Consider the following 12,975-nt stretch of genomic DNA (forward strand, 5'->3'; position numbering starts at 1 on the left):
CGGTCACAGGATGATGCTGAGCTTGCCGTGTTCGTACAACGTCTCGTGGTCGAGCACCACGACCCGCCGCCGGACCCGGAACGACTCGCCCTCGACGACCAGTTCGCACCGGTACCTGCCGACGTAGGCGTCGGAGCGCCCGTGCCCGAACCGGTGCACGACCACGTTCGCCGCCACGTCGAGGTGGATGCCCCGATCGGTCAGGATCTCCACGTTGCCGATCATCCGGTTGGTGCGGGACCGGGGGTTCTCGCACCACACCTCGTCGTTGAGGAGCTGTTCGATGCGTTGGCGCAGCCGGGCGGCATCGTCGTCGACGAGCCCGAGTGCGTCGGCCGCCCCGTCACGGACGTCGGTCGCCGGCACCGAGTAGCGGATGTCGTCGGTCAGCATCTCGTCGTACCACTCGCGCAGGCGCCACTCGTCGAGCAGGCGCGCCTCGCGGAACAGGAACTGGCTGACCCGGTGCCACAACCGCACCCGGGCCGTCTCGTCGACGGTCAGCTCGATGGTCATCGTGGTCCCGCCTCCTGCGTTCCGGCCCGGCGGGCGACCTCGTGGTGACCGTCGTCGCCGTGCATCAGCCTGTCCCACTGCCGCCAGAACTCGCGGGCGGGAAGCTCGTCGGTCGTCTCCGGGACCGCCTTGTTCATGCCCCGGGACAGGTCCGAGTAGCGGACCGTGCGGTTGAGGTAGCCCCGCTGGCACGACTCGACGATCTCGATGTCGTCGGGGGTGGCGAAGCCGGCGGGGCCGAGGAACGTCAGGTAGTGGCTCTTGCGCAGCTCCCGGATGTCCGGGTCCTCGTCCTTGGGAGCCAGGGCGACCGAGGTGATGGCCATCCGGTCGACGCCGACGGGATCGATCTTGCGGATCGTGATGGCGATCGCGTCGATGATCATCAGGTTGGGAAAGACCAGCAGCGCACGGTTGGTGCCGGTGATCCGTTGGGCGCGTTCGGCGCCGAACCGGTCGACGAACCGTGCGGCCGTCGCCTCGATCCGGGGTCGGACCTCGGTGCCGAACATCGGTGTCCAGTGGGCGAGCGGACGGGCCGCCGCCGGGGGCAGCTCGTTGGCCCCGTGTCCCAGCCCGAGGGCGCGGCCGAAGCCGCCCCGTCGTCGTGGCGGCACCGATCCCAGCGACTGCATGTAGCTGACGTAGCGCTTGTGCAGGGCCCGGAAGTGGTAGATGTCGACGCTGTTCTCCATCATCAGCTTCCAGTTGGCCCGGGCCCCGTGCAGTTGCGCGCCTCGGATCACCTCCATCCCGACCTCGGACTGGTCGTCGATCAGGTCGAGGTATTCCGTCGCGCCCGCCAGGTATTCGGTCAGGGTGCGGGGCTGCTGCGGATCGAAGGTGACGAACACGAATCCGCGGTAACTGTCGCTGCGGTGCCGCGCGAGGCCGAAGTCCGCCTTGCGGAAGCCCGGCCCGTACCCGTCCGGGATCGGGACCCCGACCAGGTCGCCCCGGTTGGAGAACGTCCAGTCGTGGTACGGGCACCGGAACGAGGTGACCTGCCCGGCCGGCTGCGAGCAGATCAGAGCCCCGCGGTGGGTGCAACTGTTCGCGAAGACCCGGATCGCCCCGTCGGACCCGCGCGCCATGACCACCGGACGCCCGCCGACGTCACGGGCCACGTACGCGCCCGGCCCGGGCACCTCCGACTCGTGCCCGACGTACAGCCAGCAACGATCGAAGATGTTGGTCAGCTCCTGAGCGGCCACGTCCTCGTCGGTGTAGGCGCGGCGGTCCACCCGGAAGGAGAGGCNCGTGCCCCCTGTCGCGGCAGCGTCTCGACCGTGCTGACCACCAGCTCGGCCGTGCGTGCGGCGGAGTCGCCGCACTCCGGCTGCGCGGCGCGCAGCCGGGCCCGGTAGTCCCGGGCGGGATCGAGCAGGTCGGCGACGGCGGCGGTGACCGCCTCCCCGGTGACACCGGCCGGCTCCAACGACGTGCCGAAGCCCGCACGACCCACGAAGTACGCCTGGATGGGCTGGTCCACCGCCAGCGGGATCACCAGCATCGGTGTCGCCGCCCGGATCGACTCCGCCACCGAGTTGTAGCCGCCGTGGGTGACGAACACGTCGGCGCGTTCGAGCACCTCACGTTGCGGCAGGTAGCCGGCGGTGAGCACGTCGTCGGGCAGCGCCAGCTCCGCGGCGAGGTCCCCCACCGCGGCGATCACCTGCGCGCCGGTCGCCGCCGCCCCGAGGATCACCGTGCGCAGCAGGTCCGGCCGCCGGTAGAAGATGGTGCCGAAGGAGACGAACACCACCGGGCGGTCGGGGTCGAGCCGGTCCAGGCCCGCGAAGGCGACCTCGTCGCCGCGGGCGCCCGCCGCACCTGGTAACCCGACCAGTTGCACACCGTCGTCGGTGACCGCGTCCGCCCCGACGAGCGCGGGGATCGTCGGCATCAGGTTGAGGATCGGCGACCGCGCGGAGTGGGTCCGGGTCGACCACCGCACCCCGTGCCCGGTCAGATACTCGCCGACCTGCTCGTCGTACGCCCAGCGACCCCGTCGGTGCTCGGCCGGGCAGACTCCGCCCAGGTTGGCCCAGATCATTCCGTACGGCACGCCGGAAGCGTGTGCGCCGACCATGGCCGCAGCCGTGACCGGCAGCGAGTCGACGAGCACGAAGTCCGGCTCCGTCGCGCGGATCGCCGCGGTCGTCTGCTCCGCCACCGGCGACGACCGGAGCATCGGGCCGATCTTCGCCGGGTCGCCGCTCCACGGCGCCATCTCGACCTGCCCGATCCCGTGGACCTGCGCCTTGCCCAGGGCCCGGCGACGCTGCTCGTCGAGCGCGCCGCCGTCGGCGGACAACAGCAACAGCGCCACCTCACCGCCGGCGGACTGGAGCGCGTTGACCACCGGGACGTACGGGTTCAGGTGACCATGCTGAGTCGTGGTGAGCAGGGCAACGCGCATCGGATCTCCGATCCGGAAAGAGTGCGGAAGACCAATGGGACCGTCGATGTACCAATTCGAGGCACTACGCGTTTTTGGGAATCGATTGCACAACTCAAAAAAAACCGGTTCTTCGGCTGCCGAAGAAGGTTTCACAAAGCGTGCCGGGAGGCACGATCGATGTCAATGCCTCTGCGTGTCGCGGACGCCGCGGTGGGTCCCGGGGGCGGGCCGGTCAGCCGGTGGTGGTCGGGCTCGGGGAGGTGGCGCCCGCCGACGGCGAGGGCGACTCCGACGGGCCACGCGTCGGGGTGGGGGTGACCGGCACCTGGTCGCCCTGGGTCGGGTCCCGGATGACGTGTCGCTCCAGGTTCACCTGCGACTGCCCGGTCCCGCCGACGGTGATCTCGTCGTACGCCTGGAGCAGCTTCTGCTGGTCGAAGTAGAGCACGGTCATGGCCAGTGGCGTGGGCTTCTCACCCTCCAGGCCGCGCAGCCCGGCCCCGCCGGTCGAGCCCTCCACCATCAACGTGGTCGGCTGCCGCCCCGGCACCTCCGGCAGCTTCGACACCTGCCGGGCGTGGGTGTGCCCGGAGAGCACCAACGGGCAGGTACCGGAGAGCGGCCCGGCCGAGGCCGGATCGTGCACCAGCGCGATGTTCACCTTCTGCGGTGACTTCTCGACCGTGGCGGCGAGCTGCTCGCCGGCGCCGATCACCTGGTCGGCGACGGCCGAGGTGAGGCCGCTGCCGGCCGGTGAGGTCTCCTTGTCGGGGGTGAACCGGGGATCCCCGATGCCGGCGATGGTCAACCCGGCCACGGTCGTGGTGGAGTTGTTCAACACCACGGCGTTCGGCTGCTGGGCCACCACGGCGGCGGTGCGCGGCGAATCGTGGTTGCCCCGGATGTACACGTACGGCTTCTTCAGCAGGCCGATCGAGCCGACGTAGGACGCCTCCGGCTCACTGCCCCAGTCGGTCATGTCGCCGGTGTCGATCACCACGTCGATGCCGAACTGCTCGACCACCGTCCGGATGAGCTGCCAGCCGGTCGGGTTGAGGTGCATGTCGGAGACGTGCAGCACGCGGGTGGTGCCGGGGGACGGCTGCACCACCGGCAGCGCGGAGACCGTGGTGTACAGCTTGCTGACGTTGCCGACCAGCCGCTGCAACTGCTCGGCGTACTTCGTGTAGTCGTTGGCGATCCGCCGCGCGTCACCCACGATCGCGGGCGCGTTGACCAGCAGGCCCTCGTACCGTGGCTCCTCGATCGCCTGCGGCCGCACGGTGGCGGCGGCCAGGCCGAGGCTGCCGGCGGTGACGACCAGCGACAGCCCGCCGGCCCAGGCGGTGCGCCGCACGTCGCGGAAGACCAGCCCGGCCAGGAGCAGCGTGGCCAGCACCACCGAGGCGAGCGTGCGCAGCCCGAGCCGCACCACCCCGTCGCGGACGTCCGCCACGGCCGACTGGCTGGCCCGGCTGATGCTCGCCGGGTCGTCGATCAACGCTTCGGTGCGGCCCTGGTCCAGCGAGCCCACCTCGACGGTCAGGTACGCCGGGCCGTCGTGGCTGTTCAGCAGCAGCGCGCCCAGCGGCGGGATGTCGACGGTGGTGCCACCGCTCAGCGACGGGCTGAGGCGCAGCTCCGCCCGGAACGGGCCGATGTCGGTGCCGACGTGGCCGCCGGCGTACGTGCCGACCACGATGCCGCCCAGCGTGACCGCGAGCAGGGCCAGCACCACGCCCAGCCGGCGCAGGTGGTGGCCGGGCCGCCACGCCGGGAAGCGGCGGGCACGCCCCGGGACCGGGGCGGTCCCGTCCCCGGCGCGCTGCTCTTCGTTTTCCTGGCCGTCCATGCTGAGATTCTGACCTGCCCGCTTCGTGATCTTGGCAAACCCGCCGGAGGTGGGTCAGCTTCGGCCGGCGCCGCCGTCGGCGAAGACCAGCCGCAGGATGCGGTCGTCCTCGGCGGCTGGTTCGCCCCGGCCGTCCCGGTTCGAGGTGCTGACCCAGATCGAGCCGTCCGGCGCCACGGCGGCGGCGCGCAGTCGACCGTACCGGCCGGTGAGCAACTCGCGTGGCTGGCCCAGGACGGTGCCGTTGCCGGCGAGTTCGACCAGCCAGAGCCGTTGGCCGCGCAGGCAGGCGGTGACCAGCAGTTGATCCACCGCGGCCAGCCCGGAACAGGACGCGTCGGCGGTGCGCCACTGCACGATCGGGTTCACGTAACGCTTGTCGTCGCTTCGCCCCTCGACCTGCGGCCACCCGTAGTTGCCGCCCTGGTTGATCTCGTTGATCTCGTCCCAGGTGTTCTGGCCGAACTCCACGGCGTACATCCGCTTGTTCGCCGCCCAGGCGAAGCCCTGCACGTTGCGGTGCCCGGACGACCAGACCGGCGAACCGGCGGTCGGGTTGCCGGGTGCCGGCTTGCCGTCCGGGGTGATCCGGAGGATCTTGCCGCCGAGGCTCTTCGGATCCTGTGCGTTCGCGGTGCGCCCGGCGTCCCCGGTGCTGGCGTAGAGATAGCCGTCCGGGCCGAAACCCAACCCGCCGCCGTCGTGGTTGCCGGCCTTGGGGATGCCGGTGAGGATCGGCGTCGGCGGCTGGCCGAGCCGCAGCTTCGCGATCCGGTTGTCGTTCTCGGCCGTGTAGTAGACGAAGAGCGTCCGGTCCCGCGCGTAGCCGGGTGAGACGGCGATGCCCAGCAGGCCACCCTCGCCGCCGGCCGCCACGCCCGGCACGGTCTGCACCGGCCGCACGCTGAGCCCGTCCGGCCCGGACTCCGGGCCGACCTGGAGGATCCGCCCGCTGTCCCGCTCGGTCACCAACGCCGCGCCGTCGGGCAGGAACGCGATCGCCCACGGCACCTCCAGCCCCTTCGCCAGGACCGTGGCCACCACCTGCTGGCCGGCCCCACCGGGGCTGGCCGTGCTCGACGGCGACGGCAGGTTGGGCGGCTCGCCGGCCGGGTCCGGCTCGGGTTCGCCGAGGGCGCAGCCGGCGGTGCCCAGCAGCAGCGTCGCGCAGGATGCCGCCAGCGCCGTCCGGAGGCGGCGGATGCGGGGGTACGTCAGACGCGGGCTCACCCGCACCAGCCTAGCCGGGCGAACCGACGAACCGGGCGGGTCGAGCCCTGCCGACGGCTGGCGCGACCGTTCGGGTGGTCGGATGCTACGGCGTTTCAGCCGGCACGCAGGGCGAGCAGGGCGACGTCGTCCTCACGGCGGTGCGCGGCGGCGAGCAGCCGGTCACAGAGAGCGGCCAGTGACAGCCCGGAGCCGGCGGCCGCGAGCTGCCCGATCAGCTCCGCCTGCCCCTCGTCGATCGACTGGTCCCGGCGCTCGATCAGCCCGTCGGTGAACAGCAGCAGCGTGTCGCCCGGGGCGAGGGTCGTCGTCCGGCTGGTCCGCTGCGGCGGGCGGGCCAGGCCGAGCAGCGGGCCGCGCCCACGCGCCACCGACACCGTGCCGTCGGTGCGCAGCAGCAGCGGCGGCGGGTGCCCGGCGTTGCACCAGCAGACCCGCAGGCCGTCGGCGTCCGGACGAATCCGGGCCAGCACCGCCGTGGCGACGGTGGGCACCCGGAGCCCGCGGATGGCCCGGTCGAGGTTGGCCACCAACTCCTCCACCGGGTCGTCCCGCCCGTACGCGTTGCCCCGCACCAGGTTGCGGAGCTGGCCCATGGTCGCCGCCGCCTCGATGTCGTGGCCGGCGACGTCGCCGATCGCGGCGACCAGATCGCCGTCGGGCTGGACGAACGCGTCGTACCAGTCGCCGCCCACCTCGACCCGGTCGGCCGCCGGCAGGTAGCGGGCAGCCAGCTCGATCCCCGGCACGCTCGGCAGCGTGGGCAGCATGCTGTGCTGGAGCACCTCCGCGACGTGCCGCTGCTCGCCGAAGAGCCGGCTGTTGCCGACCGCCTGCCCGGCCCGTACCCCGATGTCCTGCGCGGTCCGCAGGTCGCTCGCGTCGAAGCTGCGCCGTCCGGGCCGGTTGACCAGGGTGACCGCGCCGATGATCCGGTCGCCGGCGGCGGTGATCGGCACGGTCAGGTGCGAGCCGATGCCGAGTTGCGCGGCCAGCCCGACCAGCTCCGGCCGGGTGGTGCCGCGCGCCACGTCCTCGATGTCGGCGGTGCCGCGCATCACCGGCCGCCCGGTCCGCAGCACCGACCGGATCAACGACTCCGGGCCGAGCCCCGTGGTCAACAGCGCGGCGAAGCGGGCCAGGTCGGCGGCGCGTTCCCGATCCCGGTGCACGCCGGAGACGCCGCGCGGTCGGCCCGCCGGGTCGACGAGCGTGATCAGGCACCAGTCGGCGAGCAGCGGCACCATGGCGTGCGCGAGCCGGTCGACGGTGGTGGACACGTCCAGCGTGCCACCGAGCATCTCGCTCATCCCGGCCAGCATGGCGAGTCGGTCGTGCGCCTCCTCGGCGCGGCGGCGGGCCTGCTCCGCGCTGCGGCGGGCCTGCTCGGCACTGCGGACCGCGATCCGCAGCCGCAGCTCCGAGGAGCAGGCGGCGGCCAGGTCGGCCAGCGTACGCAACTGCTCCCTGGTCCAGGCCCGGGGCTTGCTGTCGATGGCGCAGAGCGAGCCGAGCACCCGCCCGTCCAGGTCGGTCAGGGGCATCCCGGCGTACGCCACCACGCCCAGGTCCTCGATGGCCAGGTTGAGCCGCACCCGGGGGTAGAGCCGGGCGTCGGGCAGCACCATCGGCATCTCGATGTCGATGACGTGCTGGCAGAACGAATGACTGAGCGGCGTCTCCCGGCGGGCCGCCCAGGGCTCCGGCAGCCCGGTCGCGCCGGGAAAGAACTGACGGTCCGCGTCGACCAGGGAAACCAGCGCGACCGGTACGTCGAGCAGGTCGCCGACCAGGCGCGCGAACCGGTCGAACGCCTCGTCCGGCGCGGAGTCGAGGCGGGTCTCCGCCAGGGAGCGCAGCCGGTCGGGGTCGGACAGGGCCGGAATCGGCACAGCCGTCCGCTCTGTGCCGTCCTCGCTCATCGCCACCCGTCCCCGGCCACCGGACGCCGGTCGGCATCCCGCCCTCGATTAAACCCTGTCGCACGGGTGTCCGAACCTCGGCGGGGCGTTCGTCACGGCTCGCACGGCGCGGACCTGCCGGAACGGATATCGTCGGCGGTCGTGAAAGCGTGGATTCCGCACCCCGAGGGCCGCCGGCTGCTCGGTGACCTGCCGCCCGACGTCACCGTGGAGCTGTTGGCGGACCCGGCCCGGCCGCCGTCGTCCCCGGCCGACGTGCGGTTCTGGGTGCCACCGTTCCTGTCCGGCTCGGACGCCGGCGCGTTCCTGGCCGAGCTGCCGGACGTCGAGGTGGTGCAGCTCCTCTCCGCCGGCGCGGACGCCTGGGTGGGCCGGGTGCCCGACGGCGTGACGCTCTGCGACGCCCGGGGGGTGCACGACTCCGCCACCGCCGAGTGGGTGGTCACCGCGATCCTCGCCGCGTTGCGCGGCTTCGCGCCGTTGGCCCGGGCGCAGGCCCGGCGGCAGTGGGCGTACGACGAGGTGGCGCCGACCGACGAGCTGGCCGGCAAGCGGGTGCTGATCGTCGGCGCCGGCTCGATCGGGGCGGCGGTACGCGCCCGGCTCGCCCCGTTCGAGGTGAGCTTCACGCTGGTCGCCCGCACGCCCCGCCCCGCCGACCGGGTGCACGGGGTGTCCGAGCTTCCGCACCTGCTGCCCGAGGCCGACGTGGTGGTGCTGCTGGTGCCGCTGACCGAGCAGACCCGGGGCCTGGTCAACGAGGACTTCCTCGCCGCGATGCCGGACGGCGCGCTGCTGGTGAACGCCGCGCGGGGGCCGGTGGCCCGCACTCCCGCGCTCGTCGCCGAGCTGGCGTCGGGGCGGCTCCGGGCCGCGCTGGACGTCACCGACCCGGAGCCGCTGCCCGCGGACCATCCGCTGTGGGAACTGCCGAACGTGCTGCTCACCCCGCACGTCGCCGGCTCGGTACGGGGCCTGCTGCCACGGGCGTACCGGCTGGTGGGGGAGCAGTTGCGTCGCTTCGCAGCCGGGCAGGAGCTGACAAACCGGGTGACGGACGGCTACTGACCCGGGCCGTCGCCGGGCAGGCTCTGTCCGTCGGCGTCGCCGGGCACGCTCTGTCCGTCGGCGTCGCCGGGCACGCTCTGTCCGTCGGCGTCGCCGGGCAGGGTCTGGCCGGTGGCGGAGACCAGTCGGGGTAGGTCGGTGGCGCGTACCGCGGGCAGCACGAGCACCTGACCGTCGTCGAGTCGGGCGACCGCCCGGCCGCGCGGGTCACCGGTCAGCTCGGCCACCCGGGTCCACGGCACCCGTCGGTGCCCGAGGAGCGCCCGCAGCCGCAGCTCCCGGCTGTCAGCGTCGGTGCCGGCCCGCCACGCCCAGGCGCCGGTCACCAGCGGAACGAGTAGCACCCAGAGCAGCCACCAACGGGCGGTGGCCAATGGCAGCGCGCCGATGAAGGCGACGATCGCGGCGACCAGGATGGCCTGGTTGTGGCGGAAATGGACGGTGTCGGCGCGGCTCACCCTCCGATGATCGCATCCGGCCAGCCCGGTCCTCGGCCCAGCCCGGTTCCTCGGCCGCACTCCGCCGCCCGGTCGTGGCCCTCGGCCCGCCCGATCGAGCGCGCCCCGCCCAGCGCCCTGAGCCGGACCCGTTCCGCCCAGCGCCTTGAGCCGGGACCGTGCCGCCGGCCGCTCCGTGCCCGGACCTCCCGCACCAGAGAAGCACTCACTCTCACGCGATATGACCCTCAGGCATTATTATGCCCCTGTGTCATATCGCTCGCCCTGGTGATGGCCGTACCTGGTGGCTCAGCGGCGGGGCCGACACCATTTCGCCGAAGTGGAGCCTTCCCGGTGGGGCGATGCCGCCACTTCACCGAACCGGCTACGCCACCTAGCCGAATTCTCTCTGGGAAGAGGGCGGGCCAGGTGAGGGTTTTCGGCATGCGGAGAGGTTCTGGCCGGAGAACGGATGTGATGGAGGTCACTATGGGGGTGGCGTCACCTGAAGGGGTCCGGGATCGTTCTTAGGCGTGGCCCGCAGCGGTCCCCGCCGCTGCGGAAGAGTCGATCTTCGGCTCGCACGTCGCACCGCAACCGCACCGCCCCGTGCCCCCTCACGAAGGCGACCGCCGTGCCCGTCATCCCTCCCGCCGCCGATCCCCATCGGCCGCTGCACCTGCCCGAACTCGCCGTGTCGCTCAGCGGCGCGATCTTCGTCCTGGCCGGCGTCGTCGGGGCGATCCCTGGCCCCGCCGCAGCGGCGCTCGCCGTCGCCGGGGGCTCCGCCCTGGCCTGTGTCCGGCTCGCCTGGCTGGCCGGTGTGCCGCCCACGCCCGCTCCGACGCGCCGTGCCGTCCCGCGGCCGGAGCGTGCCGTGCCTCCGGGCGACGTCGCCGGTTGCGCCGCCCCCCGGCCCGGCCCGACCGGCCCGGTCGACGGCATCCCGCTCCGTTCTGGTCCGGCCGGCCCGAACAGCGGCGCCGCCTTTCGAGCGGGTCCAACCGATTCCGTGAACGCCGCGCCCCGGCCTGGTTCGACTGATCCCGTGAACGCCGCGCGCTGGCCGGGTTCGACTGATTCCGTTGACGCTGTGCTCCGGCCTGGTCCGGCTGGATCAGTGGAGTCCGCGCGCCGGCCTGGTCCGGCTGGGCCGGTGGACTCCGCGCGCTGGCCGGGTTCGACTGATTCCGTGAACGCTGCGCGCCGGCCTGGTCCGGCTGGTGCCGGGTCCCGGCCCGCTCCGGGCGCTTCCGCCGTGGACTCGATGCCCGGGCCGGCGTCGGCCGGGAGAGTCGAGAGCGCGGGGGAAGCCGGGAGAGCTGAGAGGGCCGAGAGAGCCGGCCGAGCCGAGGGCGCCGGGCCGGGTGGGGCGACCGGACGGCGGGCCCGGCGGGTGGCGCTGTCCCGTCGGGTCGCCGCGATCCTCGATGCTGCCGTCCTGGTCGCCGGCCTCACCATCGCGGTGCTGCCGTTGAGCGATCCGGCGCACCGGCTGCCGGTCGCGCTGGTCGGTTTCGGCCTGACCGCCCCGCTGTACGTCGTGGCGCTGCTCCGCCTGCCGGGCCGTTCCCGGCTGCCCGGCCGGGAGCGGCTGCGCCGTACCGTCGACGTGCTCGCCCTCGGTGTCAGTGTGGTGTTCGCCGGTTGGATGCTGCTGCCGGCCGGGCCGGTGCCGCCGGCCGTCCGGGTCGCCGGTGTGGGCGGGGCGGCGGCGGTGGCCGTGCTCGCGATGGCGGCGGTGGCCGAGCGTCGGCGCCGGCCCGGTGCGGCGCGCTGCCACGCCGGGGCCGGGTTCACTGTGGGCGGGCTGGCGTTGCTCGCGGTGCTGCTGGCGTACGACGCGCCGGATCGGGCCCTCTCGGCCGTCGCGCCTCCGCTGCTGGCCGGTGCGCTGCTGACCGCGGCGGGCGCCCGGCGTACCTCGATGGGGGAGCGACCGGACCGGGGCGCCGCGCCGGCCGGTTGGCCCCGGCTCACCGCGCCGGCCGGGGTAGCCGCGCTGGCCGCCGGGATTCATCTGGGTACGTCGAGGGAGTTCACCCCCGCGGCGATGGCCCTGGGGTTGGCGGTCATCCCGCTGATCATGGTGGGTGAGCTGCTGACCGCCGCGGACCAGCGCCGCCGGGTGGAGCGGCTCGCGGCCAGCGAGGCGTCGCTGCGGCGGCTCGTCGACGCGAACGGCGAGGCCGGTGAGCCCGGGGTGTCGACTCGGGACAGCGGTGGGCTCGCCTCGTCGGGCCGGGCCGGCGGTGAGCCTGCCTCGTCGGGCCGGGACGGCGGTGAGGTCGCCCCCTCGGCCCGGGTCGACGGTGAGCCTGTGCCGTCTACCCGGGAGGACGTGATCCTGGCGCTGTCCCGGCGCAGCGGCGGCGCGCTGCTCGTGGTCGACCTGCACGGCGAGGACGGGATGGCGCCGGACGGGTCGGTGCCGGCCGAGGTGGTGCGGCGGCTGCGCGCCGGGTGCGGGACGCACGACCTGGTCGCCCGGCTCGGCGACACCGAGTTCGCGGTGGTCACGGATCTCGGGCCGGTGCTCGCGTACGCGTTGGGAACCCGGCTGCTGGCGGCGCTCACCGAGCCGTACCCGGGTCCCGGGGGTGTGGTCCGGGTCGGCGTCGGGCTCGCCGAGACCACCGGCGGCGACCCGGAGGTCGTGTTGCGCCAGGCCGACCTGGCCCGGCGGCGCGCGGTGCAGCTCGGCCGGGACCGGATCGAGTGGTACGACGCCTACCTGGAGGAGCAGTTGGTCCGTCGGCTGGACCTGGAACGGGAGCTGCCCGGCGCGGTGGCCCGGGGCGAGCTGGACCTGGTCTACCAGCCGGTGGTGGCGCTCGCCGACCGGATGCCGGTGGGCACCGAGGCGCTGCTGCGCTGGCGCAGCCCGGTGCTGGGCACCGTCCTCCCGGCGGAGCTGCTGCCGGTGGCGGCCGATCTCGACCTGCTCGGCGAGGTCGGCCGCTGGGTGGTGGACCGCGCCTGCCGGCAGCTCGCCGTCTGGTCGGAGGGGGGCCGCGAGCTGTGGATGGCGGTGAACGTGACGCCGCGGGAGCTGGCGGCAACGGATTTCGTGGCCCGCACCGCGACCGCGCTGGCCGCGTACGACGTGCCGCCGGAACGGCTGGTGGTGGAGGTGGCCGAGCCGGCGGTGGGGCCGGAGTTGTCGACCGTGGTGGCGCGGCTCGCCGGCCTGCGGTCGCTCGGCGTGCGGACCGCGTTGGACGACTTCCGGGCCGAGCACGCCTCGCTGGCCCAGCTCCGCCGGCTGCCGATCGACCTGCTCAAGGTGGGCCCGCACCTGGTCGTGCCGGGTGCGGACGGGCAGCGCCCGCTGATCGACGTGGTGGCGAACCTGGGCGACCGGCTGGGCGTGGAGATGGTGGTCGAGGGGCTGGAGTCGGACGGCCAGGTGGACGGGGCGCGGCGGGCCGGCTGCCGGTACGGGCAGGGCTTCGCGTTGGCCCGGCCGGCGACCGCGGAGCGGGTCGAGGCGTGGTTCGAGGAGTTCCCCTCGACGTTGCGCTGACGACCGCCGCTGCTTAACCG

The 12,975-nt window shown here is 73.7% G+C and carries 8 protein-coding genes and 1 pseudogene; 2 read left to right on the plus strand and 7 right to left on the minus strand.

What is annotated here, in order from left to right:
• Positions 1-3: 3 nt before the first annotated feature.
• From B1205_RS19625 to B1205_RS19650, 6 genes are all read right to left on the minus strand, one after another.
• Positions 4-516 carry an aromatic-ring-hydroxylating dioxygenase subunit beta gene (locus B1205_RS19625; RefSeq protein ID WP_176308642.1) on the minus strand — a complete coding sequence of 171 codons (513 nt, stop codon included), beginning with the start codon at positions 514-516 and terminating at the stop codon, positions 4-6.
• Complete coding sequence (locus B1205_RS19630; protein WP_089156908.1) at positions 513-1,760, minus strand: aromatic ring-hydroxylating oxygenase subunit alpha; 1,248 nt, start codon at positions 1,758-1,760, stop codon at positions 513-515. Before B1205_RS19630 ends, B1205_RS19625 begins: the two co-directional genes overlap by 4 nt.
• Complete coding sequence (locus B1205_RS19635; protein WP_089156909.1) at positions 1,712-2,938, minus strand: glycosyltransferase; 1,227 nt, start codon at positions 2,936-2,938, stop codon at positions 1,712-1,714. The genes B1205_RS19630 and B1205_RS19635 overlap by 49 nt, the downstream gene beginning before the upstream one ends.
• A 214-nt stretch (positions 2,939-3,152) precedes the next feature.
• Positions 3,153-4,772 (minus strand): metallophosphoesterase, encoded by a 1,620-nt coding sequence (locus tag B1205_RS19640; protein ID WP_089156910.1) that lies wholly within the window; start codon positions 4,770-4,772, stop codon positions 3,153-3,155.
• Positions 4,773-4,826: 54 nt separating this feature from the next.
• Positions 4,827-6,002 (minus strand): PQQ-dependent sugar dehydrogenase, encoded by a 1,176-nt coding sequence (locus tag B1205_RS19645; protein WP_089157101.1) that lies wholly within the window; start codon positions 6,000-6,002, stop codon positions 4,827-4,829.
• A 95-nt stretch (positions 6,003-6,097) separates the two neighbouring features.
• Positions 6,098-7,924 (minus strand): SpoIIE family protein phosphatase, encoded by a 1,827-nt coding sequence (locus B1205_RS19650; RefSeq protein WP_089156911.1) that lies wholly within the window; start codon positions 7,922-7,924, stop codon positions 6,098-6,100.
• 141 nt (positions 7,925-8,065) lie between these two features.
• Between B1205_RS19650 and B1205_RS19655 the strand changes: the two genes are divergently transcribed.
• Positions 8,066-8,992 (plus strand): 2-hydroxyacid dehydrogenase, encoded by a 927-nt coding sequence (locus B1205_RS19655; protein ID WP_089156912.1) that lies wholly within the window; start codon positions 8,066-8,068, stop codon positions 8,990-8,992.
• A gap of 86 nt (positions 8,993-9,078) precedes the next feature.
• Here the strand turns inward: B1205_RS19655 and B1205_RS19660 are convergent.
• Positions 9,079-9,450, minus strand: a pseudogene (locus B1205_RS19660) (PH domain-containing protein); the annotation flags it as partial.
• Between the two features lie 1,375 nt (positions 9,451-10,825).
• On the opposite strand from B1205_RS19660, the gene B1205_RS19665 reads away from it, so the two are divergent.
• Positions 10,826-12,955 (plus strand): bifunctional diguanylate cyclase/phosphodiesterase, encoded by a 2,130-nt coding sequence (locus B1205_RS19665; RefSeq protein ID WP_254910051.1) that lies wholly within the window; start codon positions 10,826-10,828, stop codon positions 12,953-12,955.
• Positions 12,956-12,975 lie beyond the last annotated feature (20 nt).

Origin of the sequence: Micromonospora sp. NBS 11-29 (assembly GCF_002140155.1) — a bacterium.
GTDB lineage: Bacteria > Actinomycetota > Actinomycetes > Mycobacteriales > Micromonosporaceae > Micromonospora.

Bases quoted from the DNA above. Each gene is read 5' to 3' on its own strand.
- B1205_RS19625 (WP_176308642.1), bottom strand. From the start codon at position 516: ATGACCATCGAGCTGACCGTCGACGAGACGGCCCGGGTGCGGTTGTGG.
- B1205_RS19640 (WP_089156910.1), bottom strand. From the start codon at position 4,772: ATGGACGGCCAGGAAAACGAAGAGCAGCGCGCCGGGGACGGGACCGCC.
- B1205_RS19650 (WP_089156911.1), bottom strand. From the start codon at position 7,924: ATGAGCGAGGACGGCACAGAGCGGACGGCTGTGCCGATTCCGGCCCTG.